Below are 23,929 nucleotides of genomic sequence, written 5' to 3'. Positions count from 1 at the left end.
TTAATAACGCGTCTAACTGGGGACGGAGCCACTTTTAGCTATTGCTCTATTAGCTAAAAAGGCGTTAATTCGTTTTGTTGGGGTAAGCACAATGGCGTTACCTAATAGCACTAAGCTAAACCCTGCAAAGGTATTTGCGTGCCATTCAAAGCCTTCAAAAAAGCTACTCAGTGTTACTGCCACTAATGGGAATAAAACAATAACGTAGCTGGCTTTTTCAGGGCCTATATTTTTTAGTAGTGCAAAGTAACAACCAAAAGCGATTACTGTGCCAAATATTGATAAATAAAGTAATGATAACCAGTAGCTAGTTGGGGCGTTTAAACTAAATTGCACATCGTTCATTAATACATATAAAGCTAAGCCTATAGCACTATATAACATGCCCCATGCATTGCCCTGCAATACGCCAATTTGCTTACGAGAATTACGAACGCTTATCATGTTGCCCAATGAAGCCACAAAGGTGCCACCAAGGGCAAGTAGTAACCCGACCAATGCACCGTTACTTAAGTCGAACTGCTGTAACTGTGGCCAAAACAGACACGTAATACCTAATACAGCGAGTGCGGCACCGGTATAAATTCGTTTTGAGATAGGTTTACCAAAAAATAGTCGAGTGTTAACTATGTTCATAACCAGCAATAGTGAAAAGGCGATAGAGGTCATAGCGGAGGTTAAGTAATTTTGTGCCCAGTAAAGCATTAAGTAATTTAAGGCAAAATTACAAATAGCCAACAAAGCAAAAAAGCCATGATCGATTAATGAAAAGCGCATATCCGGTTTTTTGTACGCTACATATAACCACATTAAAAGTGCTGCAATAGCAAAGCGATAAAATAACGATAGCTCTACCGCAATATCACCTAGCTGAAATTCGATGGCTAACCAAGTAGAACCCCAAATTAAAACGGTTGTAATGTATAGCGCTGCACTTTTCATGGTTACTCTCCAAAGCCCGATTGAATGGCTATTTTAAGACCTGTCTGTATACTTACCATATACAGAAAAGTAAAAATGTAACCTATACAGATTTGGATGCGTGATGATAAGACAAAAAAATAGCCAGGGGCATGAGTTTCTATATCAGCAAGTTATTCAGTTGATCAGAGATATGAGCGCCCAGCAGGTTTTACTTCCTGGCGAAAAACTTCCATCACTGCGTAAAATGGCAGATAACTTAAACATTAGTATTCCGACAGTGAAGCAAGCTTATCAAACACTTGAAGATCAGGGGTTAGTAGAGGCACGTGAAAAATCAGGGTATTTTTTAAAAGTCGTTAGCATGGCGCATAATTTACCTAAGCGAGTTAAATTAAGTCGCGAACCTGTTGTGGTAAATAAACAAGCCTTAATAGAGCAGGTATACAGTGCGATTCATCAAGCTAATGTAGTTCCTTTTGGTATCGCTAATCCAATTGCTGCTGCACCCACCGATAAAGCACTCGCCAGAAACATGCGCCGTGTAATGACAATTGCGGGCAGTAAAGCTATTAACTATGGACCAACAGATGGGTTTGTACCGCTGAAAAAGCAATTGGTGCATCGCTATTTAGATTTTGGTATTGGCATAAATATGGACGAGCTTGTGATCACCAATGGTGCGCAAGAAGCCATGGCTATTGCACTTAAGTGTGTGACAAAGCCAGGCGATGTAGTTGCCATTGAGACGCCTTGCTATCACGGGATTATCGAGTTAATAGAAAGCCTAGGGCTTAAAGCGCTCGAAATACCACTGTGCCCAGATAATGGTATTTGGTTAAGTGATTTGGAACGCGCTTTAAATGAGCATGATATAAAAGCGTGTTTATTCTCGACTGCAATTAGTAACCCTGTGGGCAGCTTTATGCCTGATACAAACAGACAGCAGCTGGTGGAGCTACTTGAAAGTCATGACGTAGTGCTTATTGAAGATGACGTATATGGCGATTTATATTTTACGGCAAAACGAGGCACACCTGCTTTAGCGTACTCTAAAAAAGGATTAGTGATTAGTTGCTCATCTTTTTCTAAAACGGCAGCGCCGAGCTATCGTGTAGGTTGGTTAGTTGCGGGTAAATTTGCAACGCAAGCAAGGCGATATAAAAGAGCACTAAGTTGCTCTGCTTCGTTAATAAACCAATGGACGTTATCTGAGTTTATTGCCAGTGGTGAGTACGACCGAAATTTAAAAGTACTTAGGCAACGCCTGCGCGATAACAAAGAGCGTATGCGATGGTGCTTACAACAAGCTATGCCAAAAAACACACGTATAAGCGATCCAAAAGGAGGCTGCGTTATGTGGCTAGATTTAGGAGGCGAGTACGATAGCCAAACATTGTTTTTACTTGCGCTTGAGGTTGGTATTAGTATTACCCCTGGGCTTGTTTTTTCGGCCTCTAATAAATATAAAAGCTGCGTAAGATTAAGTTATGGTGTGCAATGGAACGCGCAAATTGAGCAAGCAATAGTTACATTGGGTAAGCTTACTTTATTAGCTAAAAAATAAGTCAACGAAATACAAAAAAGCAGCATTTAAGTAAACTTAAGTGCTGCCAAAGGGATGTTAAATAACATTTGCTGTACTAATTTTGTTTAAAGCTGAATAACTGGTAACCTTCAAGCTCAGGCACTTGCATTACTAATTGCTCTTCTTGTTTTGCAATATCAGCAAAGTTTCCACATAAAGAGTTGGCACGTTCTTCTAGTGCGCTTGCATGTAGCTCTACTTTTTCTTCTATTTGTGCACCCATATTTTCCATACGTTGTTCAAAGGCATCCATATCACCGCCTGAACCAAGTAACTCAGAACCTAAAGCTACTAAAATACTGCCCATTGATTGCATTACTGCTGATTCAACCGCTGTTTCTATCTGCTGCTCAAATTGTTGTTCAAAGTTTTCGCCAAATTGATTAAAACTTTGTTGGCCCATCACAAATGTACCTTGCTGGTAAAATGTGTTTTCTACTTCGATTTTAATGTCATCCATAAGCTCAGACATATTATCAAGACCGTCAATATTAAATGCATTGCCTACTTCTTCTAATGCTACTCCGGCAATTTTAACACCCTCAAGCGCTATATTAGCTACTTCAGGTAATTGAGTGCGTAAGCTATCAGAGTACTTAGTTAGCGCGTCGCGCTGCGAATTATTCAGCGCTACAAGTTCGCCATTTACGGTTAAGTCACCATGGCTATTAAACTGCATGGTTTTATTGTTGGCGGTAAAAATTTCCAATTCGTTTGGCTTAATGCGCACATCATTTTTAAATTCGACGTTACATTCATCATTACTAAATGAAATTGCAGAATCGTTATCGTTATGAGCCATAGCGGCTGGTGAACAAATTAATGCGCTAACTAATAGTAATTTTTTCATGTTTGTTCTCTACTTTTGTTGATGACGATTAATTAATAACAAGTTTGATGCCAGTTTTATTTTTTAATATAAAACATATGGTTAACTGTTTTTGTTTGTTTTTTAGTAAATGAAATCAATTAATAAATAACTATTTTTTAGTCAAATTGGCTAACTAATAAAAATTAATAAATTTTATTTATCGATACGATAAAAAACTCTCACTTTCCTCAATTCAAATTTAGCGCTATTTATTCACATTACTGACATGAAGACTATTTACAGTAGTCACGTGGCTTTATTTTGATGTTAATTTGCACAGCATTTTGACGTTAAACATTTTAATTTTACCGACTATTGCGATAATAAAATCCTTGGTTGGTCTCAAACACTTTATGGAGTGGGTTGTGGGTAAGACATTTAGTTACGATGCGCTAGATGACGATTTTGTTGAAGACGAGTACGAAATGCTCGGCCGTAATCAACACGATAAGAACAAGCAAAAGGTTAAAAAGAAGTTGGAAGACTACCTTGAGCAAAAACGCTTGCGTAAAAATCTAGGCGAAGACGATTTAAGCGATTACACCGATTAAATTTCACTAGTATAAATAAAATACCAATTAATATTGAGAGTTTAAATGTGCAGTTATGCGTATGTTTAAGTTTCAATAGTATTGGCAATAAAGAGGCCTAGCGCCTCTTTATTACTTTTTAAAGCGTGCTTTTAGCCTGTGCCAAAGCTTTTTGAATTGTAAGTTCTAGCTTTTGGGGTTTAGTAAAAGGTGCATAACGTTTAATTGGCGTGCCATCTGCGGCAATTAAAAATTTAGTAAAATTCCACTTTATTTTACGTGTTAAAAAACCAGGTAAAGCCGATTTTAAAAAACGAAAGACTGGGTGAGCATGCTTACCGTTTACATCTACTTTGGCCGCCATTAAAAAACTCACACCAAAGTTAATTAAACATCCTTGCTCTATTTGTGTAGCGTCGCCGGGTTCTTGCTGACCAAATTGATTACACGGAAACCCTAAAATAACTAAACCTTGGCTGGCATATTTATTATGCAAAGCTTGCAGCGACTCGTATTGGTAGGTAAATCCACATTTACTTGCGGTATTAACAATAAGCACAACTTTACCTTCAAAATCACTAAAGTTAATAGGTTGACCCTGCAAGCTTGTTGCGCTTAATTGATGGAATTTGTGCATATTGGCGTCTTTTTTATTATTGTTATCGGTATTTTAACCTGAGTACAGTATTTCATAAAGTACAAAGAGTGCTCTAATTTAATATTAAAAATAGCCCCATACCGGCAAGTGTTGTGTAATAAATATTATGTGTTTTATAGGCAACAATGATGGCGACTATTGCTGCGCTTAAATAAGGGTTTTGCCAGTTTAAGTTAATGCCATCTTCATTTAAAAATACGATAGGCACCCAAATTGCTGTAAGCACCGCAGGTGCGCTAAAGCTTAAAAATTGCTGCATTTTAGGACCTACTTTAAACGGTAAAGCGCGGTGTAAAAATAAATAACGCGTAAAAAATGTAATGCACGCCATGAGTAAAATAGTTGTCATCATAGCGTTGCTTCCTTTTTAGCGGTTAGCCTTGCTGTGCTGTAACCTGCGGCCATTGCCAGCAGCGCTGAGCAAACAAGCCACAACTCAAATCCTGTACTTTTTAAAAGCGTTGCGCTAACACCAGCTACAATTACCGTAACGAGTGAGGCCAAATTTTTGATTCCCGGAATAACCAACGCGATAAACGTCGCGGCAATTGCAAAGTCGAGCCCTAAATTAGTTAGGTCGGGCAGCATTGTGCCCGCTACAATGCCAATTAACGTCCAAATATTCCATGCAATATAAAAGCTAAAACCAGCGCTTAATGCGTATATTAAGCGTGTTTTTGTTCTATATGCTCTTCGATGATGAGAAAACGCAAACAGCTCGTCGGTTAAAACAAAACTTACTGGTAAGCGCCAACGCATAGGTTGATCAATCACCTTATGACGCACGGCTAACCCGTATAAAAAATGCCGAGAGCTAATAATAAATGTTGTGAATAAAATTGTGAGCAATGGTGTGTTGCCCGCCATAAGTTCAATCGCAACAAGCTGTGCAGAGCCTGCAAATACTAATAACGACATTGCTTGGGTTTCAAAGGCGCTAAAACCATTTTGAATCGCTAAAGAGCCGCATAAAATACCCCAAGGAACAACGGCTAAACACAGTGGTAGCATATCTAAAAAGCCTTTTAAAATAGCTTTTTTAACTGGTTGCATGATATTTACTCTCACGGCTTGTAGAATGGCTCATAAGGATACCTTAATATTATGATGTTAAAGTAGTTAACAAATTAAATAATACTGTTTTTTTAAGGATAGGCACAATGACGACGTTAAAAGTGTGGGATGGGTTTATTAGATGCTTTCATTGGTTTTTGGTTGTAAGTATTGCAGTGCTTTATTTTAGTATTGAAGAGGGCATGATTGAGCTTCATTTTGTTGCTGGCTTTTTTACTTTAGCACTTATAGTAACACGTTTAATTTGGGGTGTTATTGGTAGTAAAACCGCGAGATTAAGTGGGTTACTGCATTCTCCTAGAGCTATTTTAAAGGCATTAAAATCACCAAGCGAATCGTTAGGCCATTCAGCACCCGGTAGCTGTATGGTGATAGTGTTTTTTATATTGATCATAACGCAACTTGTAAGTGGCTTAATGAGCAGTGATGGTATTTTAACTGACGGGCCGCTTGCTCAATATGTGTCTAGCGATACGATTGATTTTGCCAATTGGCTACATGAGCTGAATTTTGACATTTTACTTTATGCTATTGGCTTGCACGTATTGGCTATTATCATTTATAGAATAAAAGGCAAACCGCTAGTTAAGGCGATGATCACAGGCTCAAAAGAGTTAAAAGCGGATGACTCTGAGGCTAAAGTAACTAAAGCGTCTTGGCCTGCGTGGTTAATATTTATATCTTTATTGGTGTTGCTGGTATTTACGTGGGCGAAAGAGCCTTTAACTTATTTGTTTAGTTAAAAACACATTAAACCAACCTTAAAGGGTTGGTTTTTGTTTTTGGTTACATTCTTTTGTTTGATTGTTATGCGGGGTCGAATTATAATCGCCGCATTGCTGGCAAACTAGCCGAAAGGTTAGGACGCAAAGTTTCCGGTCTAAGGCTTTTTAAAAGCTATGGTAGCGGGACTATTGCATAACGTGTTGTTATGTATCACTTGCCCTCAGTGTATTTTTTGTGTATCCATAGTCTATGGATAAGATTTTGTAACTCTTAAGGTGTTGCCGTGTTTATGCATACGTCGTTGGCCTGTGGAAAGTGGTCAACAATAGGTTGCTTAAATCATCATACCCAATTATTTATTGGTGATGTGGTGAGTGTAACCTTTTACGACATGCAAGGAGAGCTGGTTAGTTTATCATTTGATTACAAGATCACCTCGCTTGAGCAAGGTGATCCTCACGCATGGCCACGTTTAGTTGCCGAGCATATTAATGTGCATGTTCCTCTGGTTAGCGCAGGTAAAATGACCGAACAGGGTTTAATTGTAGCCTATAGAAATAATGAAATTTTTGCTTTGCAAAGCAGTGGTATATGTAAAGCACACGTCGACTTTCATTGTATTGCAAAATGCGATGAGCGTGTTGTTAAGAACCTTGATACTTATGATTACGTGTACCCTGAAAATTGTGAAAACTATAATGCGGGTACAAAGGTATTGCAGCCAAAAAATGGGCATGTATATCAATGCAGGCCTTGGCCATTTAATGAGTTTTGCCGCACGAATGACGATAATAAGTCTATGTTCGAACCCGGTGTAGGGCAAAGCTGGGCTATGGCTTGGCAGCAAATATAAAGCTTAAATTATCTTCCCAAAGGTATAGCGGTTTTAGTAATGAAGCGTTTACCGTTTTAGCCCATCCAACTATTGGATGGGCTTTTTTATTTTTATGATAAACTGCAAATCACATTATTTTTTTAATTGGTTTTGTTGTGTCTCGTCCTGTCTACTCTTTAAGTTTATTACCTAATTTCCCGATTGCTAAACAGCAAGCCCATACATTAAGTACTCATAATAAGATACGTACCGATAATTACTATTGGATGCGTGATGACGATCGCCAGGATGAGCAAGTACTTGCGCATTTACATGCTGAAAATGCGTACTGCGATGAGCAGTTAGCTGCTATGAAGCCACTACAAAATACACTTTTTGAAGAGTTAAAAGCACGCATTGTAAAAGATGATAATTCGGTACCCGTTAAAGACGGGAAATACTGGTATCACTCAGAAGTTCGTGGTGATGATGAATACTCGCGTCACTATAGAAGTACGAGCATAAAGGCCGATAATAAAGAGCTTTTACTCGATGTTAATGTATTAGCTGAAGGATTTGAGTTTTTTGAGCTGGGCGAAGTCGCACTAAGCCCATGCGAGCAGCTTATGGCTTACTCTGAAGATACTGAAGGTCGTCGTATTTATAATGTTCGCTTTAAAAGCTTAGCGACCGGTGAAATGCTTCCTGATGTGCTTGAAAATACAGAAGGACAAGTTGTTTGGGCTAACGACAATAAAACTGTTTTTTATGTAAAAAAAGATTTAAAAACGCTATTAGGATACCAAGTATTTAGGCATGAGCTTGGCAGCGAGCAAAGCCAAGACGTAATGGTCTACGAAGAGCAAGACAGCAGCTTTTTTATGGGACTTGGTAAAAGCCGCGATGAAAGCTTAATTATTATTGATTTAGCATCGACAGAGACCAACGATACATGGGTGCTTGATGCTAATAAGCCCACTGGCGAATTTAAAGCATTAATGCCGCGTGAAGATGGCCACGAGTTTGACGTAGATAAGCTAGGTGACACATTTTATATTGTGACTAACTGGCAAGCTAAAAACTTTAGATTAATGACGGCAACAAACGAAACAATTGCTGATAAAACACAATGGGTTGAGCATACAGCTCACAGAGAGAATGTACTGCTTGAAGGTGTAGAGTTATTTAATGACTTTTTAGTATTGAGTGAACGCGAGCAAGGGCAAGCTCGATTTGTAGTTGTTAATAGGCAAGGGGATCGTATGGCACTTGAGTTTGCCGATCCTTGTTATTATGCTGCAATAGCAATGAACCCAGAGCCAGACACAGGCACTGCGCGTATTTATTACTCAAGTTTAACAACACCAGGTTCTTTATATGATGTTGATTTAGCAACTGGCGAAAAAACACTACTTAAACAGCAAAAAGTACTCGGTAGTTTTAATGCCGATGACTATCAGTCTGAGCGATTAATGGTAACTGCTCGCGACGGAGTTAAAGTACCCGTATCAGTTGTTTATCGAAAAGACAGCTTTAAAAAAGATGGCTCAAATCCGTTATTTCAATACGGTTATGGTGCGTATGGCTATACGATTGATCCAAGTTTTTCAAGTTCATCGCTGAGCTTGCTCGATCGTGGTTTTGTTTATGTAATAGCACATGTTCGAGGCTCTGAAATGCTAGGCCGCGAGTGGTACGAGCAAGGTAAAAAAGAGCATAAACAAAATAGCTTTAGTGACTTTATTGATGTGACAAAAGCGCTTGTTGCACAAGGCTATTGTGATAGCAGCAAGGTGTTTGCCTCAGGCGGCAGTGCTGGTGGTTTATTAATGGGGGCGGTTGTAAACCAAGCACCAGAGTTATATTGCGGTGTTGGCTGTCATGTACCATTTTTAGACGTATTAACCACGATGCTTGATGAAAGTATTCCGCTCACAACAAATGAATATGATGAATGGGGTAATCCAAATGAGCCTCAGTTTTATGATGTAATTGAAGCTTACTCGCCGTATGACAATATTCGCGCCCAAAACTATCCGAACATACTCGTTACTACCGGTCTTCATGACTCACAAGTGCAGTATTGGGAGCCTATGAAGTGGGTTGCAAAAATGCGTGAACTTAAGACTGATAGTAATATTTTAGTATTTAAAACCGATATGGATGCAGGGCACGGCGGTGCATCAGGTCGCTTTAAAAGTTTAGAGGAAAAAGCACTCGAAATGGCCTTTTTTATTGCTTTATTAAATTAACTGCAAAATCGGAAAATTGTATTATCCTATATATAGAAGTTGATATATGTAAGGCGATATATGTTTGGTGCACATGGTGAATTTCAAATTTGTTCACAGCCCCCTCAGATGTATTTAGAATTGAAAGGGAGCTTTATTAATGAAGGCATTACGCTGTTAACTAATGGAGTTGTTCAGGAGTTGAGCACTCACCCTGAAAATACGATTAAGTTTGTGGTTGTTAATTTAAAAGAGTTTGAGCTGTTAACTTTGGATGGCCTCGATTCATTAGAGGCCTATTTTGCCGGTGTAAAAGAACGAGGCTATCAACGAGTTGATTATATAAACATTAATATCATAGCTAAAAATATGTTTGAAAAAGTATGGAAAAATAGCGATGTAGAAGTTAATTTTTATAAAGATACCGACAGCTATTTATTAGTGCACCCAAATGACAGTTATATAAAACAGAACTGGTAACTAACATGAGTATTATAAACCGCTATTGAAGAGGGCTTATAATACTCTCTAAACAACCTTTATAGCGCCGTGAAAGGTTTAAACACATATCGTTTTTCAGCCTTACTCTATAATCGCCACTGTCAGTAGGCATCAGTTCGCAAATAGCTTGTCTTCTTACCAGCGTTGAGCGATGAATGCGAACAAACCCTTCTGGTTCTAGTTGTTGTTCAATATTTTTCATGGTTTCGCGATGTAGTACCGGCGTATTACCTTGGGTAAAATGCAGCTCTACATAGTTGCCCGCGCCATTTATCCAAATAATATCATTGATATCAATTAGCCTTACCTTACCGACATCTTTAACCACAATGTGTGATGATGGCTTTTCAGCTTGTGTGCTTTGCTGGTATTGGCGTTCGGCCGCACTTGCAATCGGGCAAAGGTGAATCAGCTTATCAAAGCACTTATCAATACGTGATGCAGTTGAATCTAATATTAAAAAATCAACAGCGCCAACTTCAAAGGCAAAACTCGCAAAATGTCCCGATTGGGCAATAATGACTAACTTCAGCTTTTTAGCAAGCTCTGTTAAATGCACTATTTGCATAGGGTCAGCTAGGTTGGTTAGTTCGTAAAACAGTACATTGTATTGATCAGTGTCTATTTGATCTAATCTATTTGTTTGAAGAAAAGATTGAGATTCAAAGTGCCGGTGATCTTGCACGCGCTTTGTTAAAAATGTTGCAAACTTAGTGTTACTAACAAAAGTTAATGCATGAAAAGAAGCGATCATTATTTTATATCTCTTGCTGTATATAATAATAAAGACCGTGCTTAGCGGAAAAACTGTTATGAAAAGTACAATATATTTATAAAATAATTGTGACGTACTAATTCATCCCATAAAACCAGCTATTCGTACCAAAGACTACGCCTCATAAATAATGCCCGTAGAGTGTTTAAATAAATCCCCTTACTGTAATCCGCGAAGTAACCATTTAGTTACAAAAATAACAATTCAGGGGAATTATATGACATTAACTAACAAAGGTAGCGCGCGATTATTTAAAAAATCGTCGTTAACAGTTGCGCTAAGCAGCGCAATACTTGCAAGCTTTTCATTTCAAGGTGTTGCAGCAGAAGATGACGAAATAACTAAAATAGAACGCGTACAAGTTACAGGTTCTCGAATTCGTTCAGCTGAGGCAATGTCATCGGCTCCTATTCAAGTTGTAGATAGTGCTGCTATCGATGCATCAGGGTCGTTAAATATTCAAGACTTATTATTAGAGAACCCTGCATTTGGTACACCAGCTATTAGCCGTACTAACTCAAACTTTAATACCGCAAGTGCGGGTGTTGCTACTGTTGATTTACGTAATTTAGGCTCTAACCGCACATTGGTTTTAGTGAATGGTCGTCGTTATGTATCAGGTGTACCAGGTAGCTCTGCTGTCGATTTAAATACTATTCCGAGTCAATTCATCGAACGTGTTGAAATTATGACAGGTGGTGCTTCATCTGTTTATGGTTCTGACGCTGTTGCTGGTGTAGTTAACTTTGTACTAAAAGATGATTTTGAAGGTATTGAATTCGAAGGCCAATATGGTGAATCAAGCGAAGGCGATGATGAATCACGTCAATTCAACTTTACCTCGGGCTTATCAAGCTCAGATGGGAAAGGGCACGCGATGTTCCATCTTGGGTATTCTGATCAAGGTGCTGTTTTTTCACGTGACCGTGACCGCTCGGCAGTAGACCAATTTTCAGGTATCTTCTTTGAAGATGATCCAGTAGCAAACCCAAGTTCTGTATTTGATGCTGTAAGCCCATTTTTATCTTCATTTCCGCCACAGGGTCGCTTTAGCGCTGGGGATGAAACATTTACGTTTAATGATGCAAACACCCTACAAAACTCGTTTAGTACTAACGGTGGCGATGGCGTAGCTGCAAATGGTTTTAACCGAAGTGGCGTACGTACGATAGCGATACCTACAGAACGTTACTTATTTGCCTCAAATGGTAGCTACGAGCTAAGCGACAAGCATAGCTTTTTTTATGAAGGTACTTACGCTGCAACAACAACCGTTTCTGAATTAGAGCCATTCCCTTTTGCCTCTGACGACATCTATGCAAATGGCCAAGTACCAATTGAATTTAATGTAAACGGTGAAATATTGCGTAACGCATTTGTACCTGATGATATATATAACGCAGCAACCGACACCGACGGTGATGGTATGCGTGATATCTTTTTTGCAAAGCGCTTAAGTGATATCGGTAACCGTGGAGCACGAGCTGAGCGTGATACATTCCGTTTAGCACTAGGCTTTCAAGGTGAAATAGCAGATGGTTGGTTCTACGATACTTACTATGTATACGGTAAAACAAAAGAGCAGCAAGTTTCTGGTGGTTTAGTTAACGTACAAAGCTTTCGTCAAGGTTTAGAGGCTGTTATCGATAGCCAAGATTTAGATGGCGATGGTATTACTGATGAGGCTATTTGTATCGATGCGACAGCACGTGGCTTTAACTGTGCGCCGGTAGACATTTACGGTTTCAATTCGCTATCGCAAGGTGCTATTGATTTTGTAAGTGCACCTAGCTCACTTTCAACATCGGTTGAGCAAGAAATCATTGGTGGTAATATTTCAGGTGATTTATTTGATTTACCGGCAGGTACGGTAGGTATCGCTGCTGGTTTTGAATACCGCGAAGAGTTCTCACGTAGTGAATTTGATGCTCTACAGCAAGCTGGCCTTAATGCGGGTAATGCAATTCCAGCAACAGAAGGCTCGTTTGATGTAACTGAATATTATGTAGAAGCAAACATCCCCGTGCTTGATTCTGTAACAATGAATGCAGCAGTTCGTTTGTCTGACTACTCAACAGTAGGCAATACTGAAAGTTGGAACGTGGGTATAGACTGGGAAGTAATGGATAGCTTACGTTTACGTGCTACCCGTGCACGTTCAACACGTGCTCCAAATATCGATGAACTATTTTCTCCACCTTCACAAACTTTCCCAAGTGGTTTAAACGATCCATGTTTAGGTGTTACTAATAGTGGCGGTGGTGCTGCAGGTGATGCTTGTCGTACAGATGTTGGTGTTACAACTAATATCGCTTCAAATGGCGAGTTCACGCTTAACCAGTCTGACTTACAAGGTATTAGTGGTTTTAACCGTGGCAACCAAGATTTAAAAGAAGAAGTTGGTGACTCTGTAACAGTAGGTTTAGTATTTACACCAGAAAATCTAATATCAGGCCTAGACATTACGCTTGATTACTTTGATATCGAAATTACAGATGCAATCGTATCAACACCTCGTCAGTTTATTCTTGACCAATGTTATGGTGGTGGCGATACAAGCTTTTGTGACTTTGTAACTCGTCGTAGTGCGCCATCAGGTAATAATAGTGCTGGTTCACTAGAGTTTATTGACAGTGGTGTATCTAACAGTGGTGGTTTAGGTACAGAAGGTGTTGATTTAACACTAACGTACTCTACTGATATTGGCCCAGGTGCGTTTAGAACTCGCCTTGCTTATACTTACCTAATTGATGGTTATAGCATCCCACTTCCAGGCGCTGATAAAGATGAGTTTGCTGGAGAAATTGGTGCATCAGAGCATAAAGCTAACTGGAACTTTGGTTATAAACTTAACGACTTTGATTTTAACTGGAGCTTAACTTACATTGGCGCTGCAGACTTTGATGATCAATTCTTAAGTGGTTTTGGTATTGCTCCAGGTGGAGTAGGGATTGGTTCAGTGACATATCATGATGTTCAAGCAAGTTACCATATCAGCGATTCAACAGAGCTTTACGCTGGTGCGAGTAACTTATTTGATAAAGAGCCACCACGCATTTTATCGGGTGTGAGCGGTTCAAGTACTGGTACTGAAACAGATGCAGGTACGTATGACCCAATTGGTCAATCATTCTACATAGGTTTTAGAAGTAAATTCTAACCAACAATAACGACACTAATATAGTTACTTAATTCGTAACGTTCACAAAGCCTCAGTATTGCTGGGGCTTTTTCATGGGGAAAAATAATGTAGTAGTAATGCTTATACATTGTTTATCCCAATATATGAGCATTACACCCACTTAAACCCAAAACAACGCCACTGGTAACAGGGGCGTTGTTTAGTATTGGGAGGAGGCTAATATAGTAACCGAATCGCTTGATTATTTAACGATTTATCCCTATTTGTGGCCCTCTTCATTGAGGGCTTTTTTTTGCTGGTTTAGTCTAAGTAAGCCTTTAGCATCCAAACCAGTTTCTCTTGCTCTGAAATGTAATCGCTCATTAGTGAGGCTGTACCTTCATCGTCTGCATCACCAGCTTGGCTTAAAATATCACGCTGCATGTGAATTAATGTACTGTAACCAGCAAGTAGGTTTTCTACGGCTGTAACACCATCACTAATACCTTTAGCTTCTTTAATTTTACTTACTTCAAGGTAATCAGAAAATGCATGTAGTGGTGCGCCATCTAACGTTAAAATACGTTCTGCAACTTCATCTACTTTTAGAAGTAGCAAGTTATAAATTTCTTCAAACTTAACGTGTAGTTCAAAAAAGTTACGGCCTTTAATATTCCAGTGAAAACCACGCGCATTCATGTATTGAATCTGGTAGCTACTCAATAATGTATTGAGTGACTTTATGATGTCTTCGCTTTTTGCGCTGTTTAGACCAATTGCGTTTACATGTGACATAACTTGCTCCTGAATAACCGTTTGTTTGTGAACTTGTGATAAGTATTACTAATTTCGATAAATTAGTAAAATCGTTTAAATGTATCTAGTTAATAGTTTTAACCTATTAGCTGTTTTTGATACCTGTATTCACTTTAGACTATTAATAGAAATGGGACTGATTAATAAAAATACTACCCCTCAAAAATAAATAAAACCCAGAAGTATATAAATCATGATCTAAAACAAACTTTATTCAAGGTAATAACTTAGCTATTTTTTTATTGATGTAGGTCAAAAATCATCCACCCTAACGGCGCATAATAATGTTGTCGAAATAATTAGGAGAGATAACATGCATGCAAAAACAGCGAAACAAAATAAAGCAGAGTTAATCGTGGTAGGAATTGCAGTCATCGCATTTGTGCTTGGGCTAGTCGCGCACTTAGCAGGAGCAAGCTTTGCGAACTCAGATTTTTTTGGTTACATTGCGGCGCCCATTCCGCTGATACTGGCTGTGATATTTTTAATTAGTTATAAAATAGCAGCCAATGCTGAGGATTAATCTTTCTCGTTTAAGCACTTTAAAATGTAATCGAGTACTTGGCGCGAGTAAATCATACTGGTATGGCTTAAATGAAACACTTTATGTTCGGCCATACCTTTAAGTTTGGTTTCATCTAGTAATACAGTGCCATCTGACTGGCTACCTTTGACTATTAAAGGCATAAGCCCAATAGGTAAATCCCCTGCGATACTATAAAGCTTAGCTTTAAAAGGCCAATTAGCATTTTTAGTAAGCAAAAATTCAACACTATTTTTTAAAAATGATTCAAACCCTTTTTGCTTCATTTTTTGCGCTATATGGCTGCCTTTATGTGGAGTACCCAGTGTAATTACCTTCGTAATATTCTGGCTAGCAGGAGAGTTTGCCTCTAGGTAAGCACGTGCAATCAGCCCTCCCATTGAGTGGCATACAAGCGCTGCAGGTTCGTTAGAAATACACTCATCAATTTGTGCAAATATGGTATCGCGGTGAGGGTCGAGCGTATTATAGGTAATGTTTAATACCGTCATACCCGATTCTTCAAGTCGTGAACAAAGTGGGCGCATAACAAAGCCAGACATATACAAGCCATGTAAAACAATAACGTGTTTAACTTTCATATGCTCCCTAATACCAATTTTATTAAAAACATGATCATCCTAGCGTATTAAATAATCCGCTACCTGCGTTAAAAATTATTTATATAAAACAGCTATATGTCATAATTTTCGCCTTGTTATCGACTTATTTATTTGTCGCTATAATACATAACTAATTTAATGCAATTGGTATAACTACCGTAATTACATTAACTTTAGCGGTTTTATTTCAATATTGGTTTTATCGGTATTTACCCATACTTCACCATCTTGAATGGTAATGGCGAGCTTAATTCCACGATCAACCAAAGCAGCAAGTGCTTGTGTTGCTGCGTAATCAAGGCTAAAAATACTTAGATTTTTAAATTCATACAATTTAGGTTGATGTTTTTGCCACCAAATTGCTTGATTGTTTTCACCATAAGTATACAGCACCACTTTTTTAGATTTATTACAGGCTTTTTTAAGGCGTTTCTCATCTGGTAAGCCAAGTTCAACCCATAGTTCTATTTCTTCACTATAGCTTACATGCCAAAGTTCAGGCTCATCATCAGCACTTAACCCTTTAGTAAATTCTAAACCATCACAGCTATTTAGCGCAAAAGCGAGTAAGCGAATCATCAACCTTTGGTCGGTTTCTGATGGGTGTTGAGCCAAGGTTAAATTAAAATCTTGATAAACGTGGCGGTCCATATCGCTAAGCGATAACTGCACTTTCATAATGGTGGATTTAAGAGCCATAACAACTAATCTGAAAAAATTTGCGCCAGTATAGCGCAATTAAATGAATTGCCAGTTAAAATAGCGGTTAATTATACGTTAGGAGTTAAAAATGGCTATCCAGTGGTTCCCTGGGCACATGAATAAAGCCCGCAATGAAATTAAAGAAATAATGCCACAAATGGATGTGATCATTGAAGTGCTTGATGCGCGCATTCCCTACAGTAGTGAAAACCCGATGGTGGCAACCTTGCGTGAAGGTAAGCCGGTCATCAAAATTTTGAACAAAGCTGATTTAGCTGATCCTAAAATGACTCAAATCTGGAAAGATTATTTTGAGCAAGAAAACGGTGTTAAAGCGATTTCTTTTGGGCATGATAAAGCAGCTGAAGTACACCGTATTAATGAGCTTTGTAAAAAGCTAGTGCCGCATAAAGTGGGTGCAGATAAGCAAATTAAAGCCATGATCATGGGTATTCCTAACGTGGGTAAATCTACGTTAATTAATGTATTGGCTGGGCGTATAGTTGCAAAAACAGGTAATGAGCCTGCTGTTACTAAAGCGCAACAACGCATTAAGCTTGAAGACGGTATTATGCTTTACGATACGCCAGGTATGTTGTGGCCAAAAGTAGAAAACGAAAACTCAGGTTATCGCTTAGGCGCTACCGGTGCCATTCGTGATACAGCACTTGAGTATGAAGAAGTAGCAAGTTACACAGCTGAGTACCTATTGCGTGCATACCCAGAGTTATTAAAAGCGCGTTATAAAATAGATGAATTACCACAAAGTGATTGGGAATTTGTTGAAATGGCGGGGAAAAAACGTGGCTGTATTCGTGGTGGTAACCAAATAGACACATACAAAATGTCTGAAATACTAATCAACGAATTACGCGACGGTATCATTGGCCGTATTACTATGGAAACTCCGCAAATGCGTGAGGAAGAAGAAGTAATGGTTGCTGGTTTACGCGCTGCAGCAGAAGCTAAAAAGGCAGCTAAAGAAGAAGAGAAAAAACAACGCCGAGCACGCGCACGTAAAAACCGTCGTTAATTGATTTAGTTTAATTTAACCAACTAAATTACAGACATAAAAAAAGCCCGTAAGGGCTTTTTTAGTTTCATATCTACCGTCACCGATATGAGCAATGTAGCAAGTAAAATAGTAGGGCGGTTACTCATCATCAACATCAAGGGGCGTTGCGGTTCATAACAAGTAACCATAGCTGTTTACGTGCGCCACACGTTGTTTCAGGGTCGAGAAACAAATCAATTCATTCCTTAACAAGTGGTATGCAATCCGTCTTGTTGATATTGATTATCAGTTAGATCTAACAGTCTGTCAACACCTAAATGCAAATAATTCTTATTATTGTGGAGCTTGTTTTTTATTCATATATAAATCGGCTAGTTAGCACTGCCATTTCATAAAAATGCTTATCTTGGTTAAACAATTAAGAATAGGTTTTTGATACTTATTAAATAATTTGATATGGATTTTTAGTATAAAAGCATTGATCTTTCAAAGTTAAAATAAATTCAAGCTAGGAATGATGTTATCGCCTTCCAAGACAGCGACTGCTTTGATATCAAATCAAATAGTCTCTTGTAAAATCTTAGCCCTCAAAGATTAACAGCCTTTAATTAGTGGCTAAAAATATTCGTACTAATTGGATATTTTAAGCCACTAACGCACTTTATTTGCTGTTATACGTAAATTAATCTGCTCCACTAGTACTTTATCCTGCTTGTTTAGACGCCCTACAATGAGTAAGAAGTCACTACCGTCAGTTTTTATTACTTTTATACTTGTGTTATCAAGCTTGGTTTTACCGTACGAGGCTTCTATTTTTTCTATATCTTTAAAGTGACTAAGATCTGATTCAAGCTTACCGTCATCGTTTTTGTAGTAACTAAAAACATAGTTCTCGGTTATTCCGTTACCGTCTTCTCGGTAATCAAATACTGCATCGCTATAAAAATAAAGTATTTCTTCGTTTTCAGGTGTTAGGCGATTACGTTTTAAAAAGTGTACTTGGTAAGGCCATAAACTATCGCCTTTTATAATTGCAGCATTGGGTAAAATATTTACTTCTTGAAGTACGCCTAAAAATAATAGAGGTGCAAACGCAAGCGAGATTAAATACTGTCTAATTCGCCAGTATGAGTTGTAATGTAGGGCTTCTTTACTTATATCGGTTTGCTCAATGTAACTAACTAGGGGCAACCATAAAAATGGCATTATACAAATCACTATGGTTGCGTATTCGTCCATACGATAAGCAAAGGCGCTGGCAAGTACCATTAGCCAGAGTGTTAAGGCAGTCCAGTTAGGCATTACTATATTTTTGTTTAACTGTTGTTGGCTGTGCTGTGCAAGTGCGAGATACAAAGGGTAATACCATAAAAATGCAAATATACCTCGAGCAATAGGCATAATACTTGAGTTATCGCGCTCTTTAATGGCCTTAAAGTTACGATAACTCCAGTAGTTAACAAATATGCCTAAACTTAAAATACTGTAAATAATAAACTTACTTACAGATACAGCATAAAATGGACTATCTTCAAATTTAACTTTTTTTGCTGACTCTAATCGCCAATCGGCGAAGAAGAATATGAGCACTAAAATATAGCCAGCCAACACATATTTAAGCCAGCTATAACCAAAGCTATCTAGCACATCAGCTGTTGTTTGAGGCGTTTCGCTCGCCTTTGCATATTTTAGAATAGGGTAATGGGTTGCTGATATTAACTTTTTACGCTGTGCTAAATAATCATCTATTTGATCCGCTTTAATATGATCTTGTTTTGCGTAATAGTTATAGCTCAGTGTTAAAACATTATCATTAAATTCAGTAGTTGTTTTTAGATTGAAGTAGTCGTTGTCAATTTCTTCTTGATCGCTATCAAATCCCCAACCTTTTTCTGCAAAATGTAGTTTTATTGTGGTGTTAATTATATTGGGGTAGTCAAAGTAAAGTGGGTCGGTACGATTTACCTGCTTTGGTTCGTAAACGCTATTTTGTATTTCACTCGCATAAAAACTAGCTTCGTAGCCTTCGTCTGTTTTTTCCCAAAATTCACTAATTAAATACGATTCTTTGGTTATTAGATTACCCGTTTTTTCTTGCTCACTAATTGCCATTGCTTCATTGATTGATAAGCCATTTAAAAAACCTTGGTAATACTCAAAGTAAGATTTAGCAACGCTATTTAGACCACTGCTGGCTATATTGTTTCTTCGGTTAATTGCTTCAAATTCAGCATAAGTATACTGGGTTTCAAAACGTGATGGCTCAGATACTTTTTCAGCAATAAAAAAGTTATCCTCTACAGATACATTTGTATGTACAGGCTTTTGCGCCATTGAAGTTAAAGCGCTTTCACCTTTATCAATAACTAGGGCATAGCCATAATCAGGCTGTGCTAAATATTCGAGAGTACCTCGTTGGTAGCTAACCGTAGGGTCGAGCCAGTAGCGCTCTCCGTTTTGCTTTAGCGTAACAATTACGTGATTAAATACACTTGCTGAAGGTGGAAGTTCTTTTAAACGCTTGGTTTCCTCTGTATCAACTAGCGCAGGGAAAGCCTCTATACCCATCGCTTTTAATAACGAAATAAGCAGTACCGTTTTATCTTTACAATCGCCGTATCGTAGCGAAAGCGTTTCTGAAGCTGACGTTGGTTGATGCGAGTTAGTGCCCATTTCAAGCCCTAAATATCGAACTTCGTCTTGGCTAAAGCGCAGTGCTGCGGCAATTTTATCTGATGTTTTTGTGTGTGTTGCTTTTATGTTTTCAGCTACATCCAAAATGCTATTTGGGGTTTCTATGGCTGATTGATAAAGTGGATATGCCCAGTTAACTACCTGACCCCAATCGTCAAACTCAGAAAAGTAAACTTGTGTATATGGGTCATACCACGTTGGGGTTTGAGAATTCTGCTCCAGTAAAGGTTCTTCAAAAAGAGTTATAGAATAATCTTTGCCATATTTATTAAGCGTTTCTTGAATATCGGCTGCGCCGTTTATTGTATTTATATGTAGAGGTGTTTGTTTACCCCAAAGTACACGCATATTTTGTTGCACTACGGGTACCGACCAGTTCAGCGTGCGTCTTGTACTAAATTTATTAGCATATATAGGGTTGCTACCTGTCACTGTGTAGCTGTAGTCAAGTATGTCGCCACTGCGCATATCATCAATAATAATATTGAGTGACAGGCTACCGTTATAAATACGATCTGCTAATTCAGATTCACTTTGTATAACCGTCATTCTCGCGCTACCAAGCTTATCAATGCGCTCGCTATTTCTAATAATTGTTAAGCTGTTTAATGTTAGCGACTCGTAACTTGGATCAAAATCAAGATTAAGCTGGCTTATATAATCAACACCACTTTGATTTAAAGCTTTCATAACTAGGCGGGTATAGCGTTGTTGCTTTTGTTTATTTGGAACATAAGTTTGGTTATCGAGTAACAAATACAGTGTACCGTCACGCACTTTGGTTATGTCGGAATGCTTGGGTTGCTCAATTATATGTGTATTAACCCAATTAGCTGGTTTATCTATTTTATATTGCTGCGCAAAAATATTATGAGAGAAAATTAATAAGGTAAGTGCAATTAGCCAAGCACTGAGTCGAAGGAAGTTCCATTTCATTGTGGGGTCTTATAGTTGTTTTTATAAATACTATTGAAGGAATAATGTACCAAGTTTAGGCTTTTTTGACAATGAGATGTTAATAGAATCCATCGACATATTTATAATTATGATAATGAATAAGTTCAGCTCAATTTAGCTTATTATTTATAGGCATGGGTTATAAATACAATGAAAGCATAAAGGTATTTAATTATCTCTAAAAATGGCTTTGCTGTTTGTCTTATTGCTCGGCACACATTTTACTTTGCAAAATACATGATGCTTTTGTAGAGCACGCAACCACTGCATTTACTGCTCAGCAAATGGGCGATTTGGTCGGTGTGAGTCGCTCTACAGCACGCCGTTACTTAGAGTATTTGCTTGAATCAGGTAAGTTAACAGCGGATCAAAGTTATGGCAGTATTGGCCGTTCTGAACGTTGCTATAAAATAGCGAAGTAACTTGGTGTATCTGAAACTTAAGTATTAAACGCTATTAATTTCAATGTCTTGCGTTTTTTTTGTTATGTTTGATATTTAATAGATTCTGACGATAAAAAAAATATGTTGAATTGATTGCATTTTAAGCGGCTTGTATGGTGATGTTCGCATTAAGTGATGTTATACTCCTGCCGAATAATTTATCGACTTTATTAAGAGTAAAATTAATGGCAGATTTATCGAAGTACAGAAACATTGGTATTTTCGCGCACGTTGATGCGGGTAAAACCACGACTACTGAGCGTATTCTAAAGCTTACTGGTCAAATCCATAAAACAGGTGAGGTTCATGATGGTGAATCTACTACTGACTTCATGGAACAAGAAGCTGAGCGCGGTATTACTATCCAGTCTGCGGCTGTAAGCTGTTTCTGGAAAGATCACCGTTTTAACGTTATCGATACTCCTGGACACGTTGACTTCACAGTTGAAGTATACCGTTCACTTAAAGTATTAGATGGCGGTGTTGGTGTATTCTGTGGTTCTGGTGGTGTTGAACCACAATCAGAAACTAACTGGCGCTATGCTAACGAATCAGAAGTTGCACGTATTATCTTTGTAAATAAATTAGACCGTATGGGTGCTGATTTTTACCGTGTAACTGAGCAAGTACGTAAAGTACTTGGCGCAACTCCACTAATCATGACTTTACCAATCGGTATCGAAGATGAGTTTGTTGGTGTTGTAGATGTTTTAACTAAAAAAGCGTACGTATGGGATGACACTGGTCTTCCAGAAAACTACGAAATCACTGACGTTCCTGCAGACATGGTAGAAAAAACTGATGAATACCATGAAATGCTTATCGAAACTGCTGTAGAGCAAGACGATGACCTTATGGAAGCGTACATGGAAGGTGAAGTACCTTCTATCGAAGATATCAAGCGTTGTATCCGTAAAGGTACTCGTGACCTTGCTTTCTTCCCTACGTTCTGTGGTTCTGCTTTCAAAAACAAAGGCATGCAACTAATCCTTGATGCTGTTGTTGACTACTTACCTGCTCCAACAGAAGTTGATCCTCAACCTCTTATGGATGAAGAAGGTAACGAAAATGGCGAATTCGCAATCGTATCTGCTGACGAACCTTTCAAGGCGCTAGCATTTAAGATAATGGATGACCGTTTTGGTGCATTAACTTTCGTACGTATCTACTCAGGTAAGCTTAATAAGGGTGACACTATCCTTAATGCGTTTACTGGTAAAACTGAGCGTGTTGGCCGTATGGTTGAGATGCAAGCAGATGACCGTAACGAATTAACTAGCGCACAAGCTGGTGACATCATTGCTATCGTAGGCATGAAAAATGTGCAAACTGGTCACACTCTATGTGATCCTAAGCACCCAGTAACACTTGAGCCAATGGTATTCCCAACTCCAGTAATCTCGATTGCTGTACAGCCTAAAGATAAAGGCGGTAATGAGAAAATGGGTGTTGCTATCGGTAAAATGGTTGCAGAAGATCCATCTTTCCAAGTTGAGACTGATGAAGATTCAGGCGAAACTATCCTTAAAGGTATGGGTGAGCTTCACTTAGATATCAAAGTTGATATCCTTAAGCGTACTTACGGTGTAGACCTTATCGTTGGTCAACCACAGGTTGCTTACCGTGAAACTATCACTCGTGAAATCGAAGATAGCTACACGCATAAGAAACAATCTGGTGGTTCTGGTCAGTTCGGTAAAATCGACTACCGCATCAAGCCAGGCGAAGTTGCTTCAGGCTTCACGTTTAAATCATCAGTTGTTGGTGGTAACGTACCTAAAGAATTCTGGCCTGCAGTTGAGAAAGGCTTTAAGTCAATGATGGGCGAAGGTGTTCTAGCTGGCTTCCCAGTATTAGACGTTGAAGTTGAACTTTTTGACGGTGGTTTCCATGCCGTGGATTCATCAGCAATCGCGTTCGAAATCGCTGCTAAAGGTGCTTTCCGCCAATCGATCCCTAAAGCGGGCGCACAACTTCTTGAGCCAATCATGAAAGTTGACGTGTTCACTCCAGAAGATCACGTTGGTGATGTAATCGGTGACCTTAACCGTCGTCGTGGTATGCTAAGCGACCAAGAAGCTGGTTTAACTGGCGTTCGCATCAAAGCTGACGTTCCGTTATCAGAAATGTTCGGTTACATTGGTTCACTACGTACAATGACATCTGGTCGTGGTCAGTTCTCTATGGAGTTCTCACACTACGCACCATGTCCACAAAACGTAGCTGACACAGTAATCGCTGCAGAAAAAGAGAAAAAAGCTGCTAAGTAATTAGCTCTTTAACTCTTTAAAAAACCCGCACATGTTGCGGGTTTTTTATTACCTATAATTTGGTTTTATTTTTTAT

General features: G+C 38.6%; 21 protein-coding genes, 1 pseudogene and 1 riboswitch. Of the genes and pseudogenes, 12 read left to right on the top strand and 10 right to left on the bottom strand.

The window, feature by feature from the left end; translation table 11 throughout:
* Positions 1 to 12 precede the first annotated feature (12 nt).
* Complete coding sequence (locus H5090_RS17120) at positions 13 to 942, bottom strand: DMT family transporter (protein WP_182696294.1); 930 nt, start codon at positions 940 to 942, stop codon at positions 13 to 15.
* 103 nt (positions 943 to 1,045) lie between these two features.
* On the opposite strand from H5090_RS17120, the gene H5090_RS17115 reads away from it, so the two are divergent.
* Positions 1,046 to 2,488 carry a PLP-dependent aminotransferase family protein gene (locus H5090_RS17115; RefSeq protein WP_182196311.1) on the top strand — a complete coding sequence of 481 codons (1,443 nt, stop codon included), beginning with the start codon at positions 1,046 to 1,048 and terminating at the stop codon, positions 2,486 to 2,488.
* 76 nt (positions 2,489 to 2,564) lie between these two features.
* Here the strand turns inward: H5090_RS17115 and H5090_RS17110 are convergent, their stop codons facing one another.
* The gene (locus tag H5090_RS17110) at positions 2,565 to 3,359 is read right to left on the bottom strand and encodes a YggN family protein (RefSeq protein ID WP_182696293.1); all 795 of its coding nucleotides are present in this window, start codon (positions 3,357 to 3,359) and stop codon (positions 2,565 to 2,567) included.
* A gap of 386 nt (positions 3,360 to 3,745) precedes the next feature.
* Between H5090_RS17110 and H5090_RS17105 the strand changes: the two genes are divergently transcribed.
* Positions 3,746 to 3,931: a PA3496 family putative envelope integrity protein gene (locus tag H5090_RS17105; RefSeq protein ID WP_007579801.1), complete on the top strand. Its 186-nt coding sequence runs from the start codon at positions 3,746 to 3,748 to the stop codon at positions 3,929 to 3,931.
* Between the two features lie 118 nt (positions 3,932 to 4,049).
* Here the strand turns inward: H5090_RS17105 and H5090_RS17100 are convergent, their stop codons facing one another.
* The 3 genes from H5090_RS17100 to H5090_RS17090 form a co-directional block, all read right to left on the bottom strand.
* Complete coding sequence (locus tag H5090_RS17100; protein ID WP_182696292.1) at positions 4,050 to 4,547, bottom strand: glutathione peroxidase; 498 nt, start codon at positions 4,545 to 4,547, stop codon at positions 4,050 to 4,052.
* Positions 4,548 to 4,620: 73 nt separating this feature from the next.
* Positions 4,621 to 4,920 (bottom strand): AzlD domain-containing protein, encoded by a 300-nt coding sequence (locus tag H5090_RS17095; protein ID WP_004335020.1) that lies wholly within the window; start codon positions 4,918 to 4,920, stop codon positions 4,621 to 4,623.
* A complete protein-coding gene (locus tag H5090_RS17090; protein ID WP_182196307.1) occupies positions 4,917 to 5,621 on the bottom strand; it encodes an AzlC family ABC transporter permease in 705 nt (234 codons plus the stop codon). The genes H5090_RS17095 and H5090_RS17090 overlap by 4 nt, the downstream gene beginning before the upstream one ends.
* Before the next feature lie 107 nt (positions 5,622 to 5,728).
* On the opposite strand from H5090_RS17090, the gene H5090_RS17085 reads away from it, so the two are divergent.
* The 4 genes from H5090_RS17085 (at position 5,729) to H5090_RS17070 (ending at position 9,893) form a co-directional block, all read left to right on the top strand.
* Positions 5,729 to 6,385 (top strand): cytochrome b/b6 domain-containing protein, encoded by a 657-nt coding sequence (locus H5090_RS17085; RefSeq protein WP_182696291.1) that lies wholly within the window; start codon positions 5,729 to 5,731, stop codon positions 6,383 to 6,385.
* An 88-nt stretch (positions 6,386 to 6,473) separates the two neighbouring features.
* Positions 6,474 to 6,561: riboswitch (cyclic di-GMP riboswitch) on the top strand.
* 96 nt (positions 6,562 to 6,657) lie between these two features.
* The gene (locus tag H5090_RS17080; protein ID WP_182696290.1) at positions 6,658 to 7,221 is read left to right on the top strand and encodes a chitin-binding protein; all 564 of its coding nucleotides are present in this window, start codon (positions 6,658 to 6,660) and stop codon (positions 7,219 to 7,221) included.
* Positions 7,222 to 7,358: 137 nt separating this feature from the next.
* On the top strand, positions 7,359 to 9,434 hold the full coding sequence (locus H5090_RS17075) for a S9 family peptidase (protein WP_154903817.1): 2,076 nt from the start codon (positions 7,359 to 7,361) through the stop codon (positions 9,432 to 9,434).
* A 60-nt stretch (positions 9,435 to 9,494) separates the two neighbouring features.
* On the top strand, positions 9,495 to 9,893 hold the full coding sequence (locus H5090_RS17070; RefSeq protein ID WP_182696289.1) for a hypothetical protein: 399 nt from the start codon (positions 9,495 to 9,497) through the stop codon (positions 9,891 to 9,893).
* A 22-nt stretch (positions 9,894 to 9,915) separates the two neighbouring features.
* Here H5090_RS17070 and H5090_RS17065 read toward each other — a convergent pair whose 3' ends face one another.
* The gene (locus H5090_RS17065; protein WP_182696288.1) at positions 9,916 to 10,668 is read right to left on the bottom strand and encodes a LytTR family DNA-binding domain-containing protein; all 753 of its coding nucleotides are present in this window, start codon (positions 10,666 to 10,668) and stop codon (positions 9,916 to 9,918) included.
* 238 nt (positions 10,669 to 10,906) lie between these two features.
* On the opposite strand from H5090_RS17065, the gene H5090_RS17060 reads away from it, so the two are divergent.
* Positions 10,907 to 13,849 (top strand): TonB-dependent receptor domain-containing protein, encoded by a 2,943-nt coding sequence (locus H5090_RS17060; RefSeq protein WP_182696287.1) that lies wholly within the window; start codon positions 10,907 to 10,909, stop codon positions 13,847 to 13,849.
* 282 nt (positions 13,850 to 14,131) lie between these two features.
* Here H5090_RS17060 and H5090_RS17055 read toward each other — a convergent pair whose 3' ends face one another.
* Positions 14,132 to 14,605 (bottom strand): Dps family protein, encoded by a 474-nt coding sequence (locus H5090_RS17055; RefSeq protein WP_004334993.1) that lies wholly within the window; start codon positions 14,603 to 14,605, stop codon positions 14,132 to 14,134.
* A gap of 334 nt (positions 14,606 to 14,939) precedes the next feature.
* On the opposite strand from H5090_RS17055, the gene H5090_RS17050 reads away from it, so the two are divergent.
* Positions 14,940 to 15,149 carry a hypothetical protein gene (locus tag H5090_RS17050; RefSeq protein WP_024597139.1) on the top strand — a complete coding sequence of 70 codons (210 nt, stop codon included), beginning with the start codon at positions 14,940 to 14,942 and terminating at the stop codon, positions 15,147 to 15,149.
* Here H5090_RS17050 and H5090_RS17045 read toward each other — a convergent pair.
* Both H5090_RS17045 and H5090_RS17040 read right to left on the bottom strand, forming a co-directional pair.
* The gene (locus H5090_RS17045; protein WP_182696286.1) at positions 15,146 to 15,751 is read right to left on the bottom strand and encodes an alpha/beta fold hydrolase; all 606 of its coding nucleotides are present in this window, start codon (positions 15,749 to 15,751) and stop codon (positions 15,146 to 15,148) included. The genes H5090_RS17050 and H5090_RS17045 overlap by 4 nt on opposite strands.
* 183 nt (positions 15,752 to 15,934) lie before the next feature.
* Positions 15,935 to 16,471: a YaeQ family protein gene (locus H5090_RS17040; protein WP_165744885.1), complete on the bottom strand. Its 537-nt coding sequence runs from the start codon at positions 16,469 to 16,471 to the stop codon at positions 15,935 to 15,937.
* Between the two features lie 91 nt (positions 16,472 to 16,562).
* On the opposite strand from H5090_RS17040, the gene ylqF reads away from it, so the two are divergent.
* Both ylqF and H5090_RS21095 read left to right on the top strand, forming a co-directional pair.
* Complete coding sequence (gene ylqF / locus H5090_RS17035; RefSeq protein WP_004334981.1) at positions 16,563 to 17,507, top strand: ribosome biogenesis GTPase YlqF; 945 nt, start codon at positions 16,563 to 16,565, stop codon at positions 17,505 to 17,507.
* A gap of 172 nt (positions 17,508 to 17,679) precedes the next feature.
* A complete protein-coding gene (locus H5090_RS21095) occupies positions 17,680 to 17,868 on the top strand; it encodes a sporulation protein Cse60 (protein WP_404936134.1) in 189 nt (62 codons plus the stop codon).
* A 272-nt stretch (positions 17,869 to 18,140) separates the two neighbouring features.
* On the opposite strand, the gene H5090_RS17030 is transcribed toward H5090_RS21095, so the two are convergent.
* Positions 18,141 to 21,119: a DUF3857 domain-containing transglutaminase family protein gene (locus H5090_RS17030; RefSeq protein ID WP_182696285.1), complete on the bottom strand. Its 2,979-nt coding sequence runs from the start codon at positions 21,117 to 21,119 to the stop codon at positions 18,141 to 18,143.
* Between the two features lie 239 nt (positions 21,120 to 21,358).
* On the opposite strand from H5090_RS17030, the pseudogene H5090_RS17025 reads away from it, so the two are divergent.
* Positions 21,359 to 21,562: pseudogene (locus H5090_RS17025) on the top strand (DUF977 family protein); the annotation flags it as partial.
* 206 nt (positions 21,563 to 21,768) lie between these two features.
* The gene (gene fusA, locus H5090_RS17020; protein WP_004334977.1) at positions 21,769 to 23,853 is read left to right on the top strand and encodes an elongation factor G; all 2,085 of its coding nucleotides are present in this window, start codon (positions 21,769 to 21,771) and stop codon (positions 23,851 to 23,853) included.
* Positions 23,854 to 23,929 lie beyond the last annotated feature (76 nt).

The sequence above is a fragment of the Pseudoalteromonas sp. SR43-5 genome, from assembly GCF_014163835.1.
GTDB classification, from domain to species: Bacteria; Pseudomonadota; Gammaproteobacteria; order Enterobacterales; family Alteromonadaceae; genus Pseudoalteromonas; species Pseudoalteromonas distincta.
Note: the sequence above shows the minus strand (reverse complement) of the source record. Positions and strands in the feature narration are given on the sequence as shown.

What these genes read in the sequence shown, in the direction of transcription:
- H5090_RS17080 (WP_182696290.1), top strand. Translation starts at nt 6,658, where the DNA reads ATGCATACGTCGTTGGCCTGTGGAAAGTGGTCAACAATAGGTTGCTTA.
- H5090_RS17050 (WP_024597139.1), top strand. Translation starts at nt 14,940, where the DNA reads ATGCATGCAAAAACAGCGAAACAAAATAAAGCAGAGTTAATCGTGGTA.
- ylqF (WP_004334981.1), top strand. Translation starts at nt 16,563, where the DNA reads ATGGCTATCCAGTGGTTCCCTGGGCACATGAATAAAGCCCGCAATGAA.
- H5090_RS17115 (WP_182196311.1), top strand. Translation starts at nt 1,046, where the DNA reads ATGATAAGACAAAAAAATAGCCAGGGGCATGAGTTTCTATATCAGCAA.
- H5090_RS17060 (WP_182696287.1), top strand. Translation starts at nt 10,907, where the DNA reads ATGACATTAACTAACAAAGGTAGCGCGCGATTATTTAAAAAATCGTCG.
- H5090_RS17040 (WP_165744885.1), bottom strand. Translation starts at nt 16,471, where the DNA reads ATGGCTCTTAAATCCACCATTATGAAAGTGCAGTTATCGCTTAGCGAT.
- H5090_RS17120 (WP_182696294.1), bottom strand. Translation starts at nt 942, where the DNA reads ATGAAAAGTGCAGCGCTATACATTACAACCGTTTTAATTTGGGGTTCT.
- H5090_RS17045 (WP_182696286.1), bottom strand. Translation starts at nt 15,751, where the DNA reads ATGAAAGTTAAACACGTTATTGTTTTACATGGCTTGTATATGTCTGGC.
- H5090_RS17055 (WP_004334993.1), bottom strand. Translation starts at nt 14,605, where the DNA reads ATGTCACATGTAAACGCAATTGGTCTAAACAGCGCAAAAAGCGAAGAC.
- H5090_RS17085 (WP_182696291.1), top strand. Translation starts at nt 5,729, where the DNA reads ATGACGACGTTAAAAGTGTGGGATGGGTTTATTAGATGCTTTCATTGG.
- H5090_RS17070 (WP_182696289.1), top strand. Translation starts at nt 9,495, where the DNA reads ATGTTTGGTGCACATGGTGAATTTCAAATTTGTTCACAGCCCCCTCAG.
- H5090_RS17110 (WP_182696293.1), bottom strand. Translation starts at nt 3,359, where the DNA reads ATGAAAAAATTACTATTAGTTAGCGCATTAATTTGTTCACCAGCCGCT.
- H5090_RS17065 (WP_182696288.1), bottom strand. Translation starts at nt 10,668, where the DNA reads ATGATCGCTTCTTTTCATGCATTAACTTTTGTTAGTAACACTAAGTTT.
- H5090_RS17100 (WP_182696292.1), bottom strand. Translation starts at nt 4,547, where the DNA reads ATGCACAAATTCCATCAATTAAGCGCAACAAGCTTGCAGGGTCAACCT.
- H5090_RS17095 (WP_004335020.1), bottom strand. Translation starts at nt 4,920, where the DNA reads ATGATGACAACTATTTTACTCATGGCGTGCATTACATTTTTTACGCGT.
- H5090_RS17030 (WP_182696285.1), bottom strand. Translation starts at nt 21,119, where the DNA reads ATGAAATGGAACTTCCTTCGACTCAGTGCTTGGCTAATTGCACTTACC.
- H5090_RS17090 (WP_182196307.1), bottom strand. Translation starts at nt 5,621, where the DNA reads ATGCAACCAGTTAAAAAAGCTATTTTAAAAGGCTTTTTAGATATGCTA.
- fusA (WP_004334977.1), top strand. Translation starts at nt 21,769, where the DNA reads ATGGCAGATTTATCGAAGTACAGAAACATTGGTATTTTCGCGCACGTT.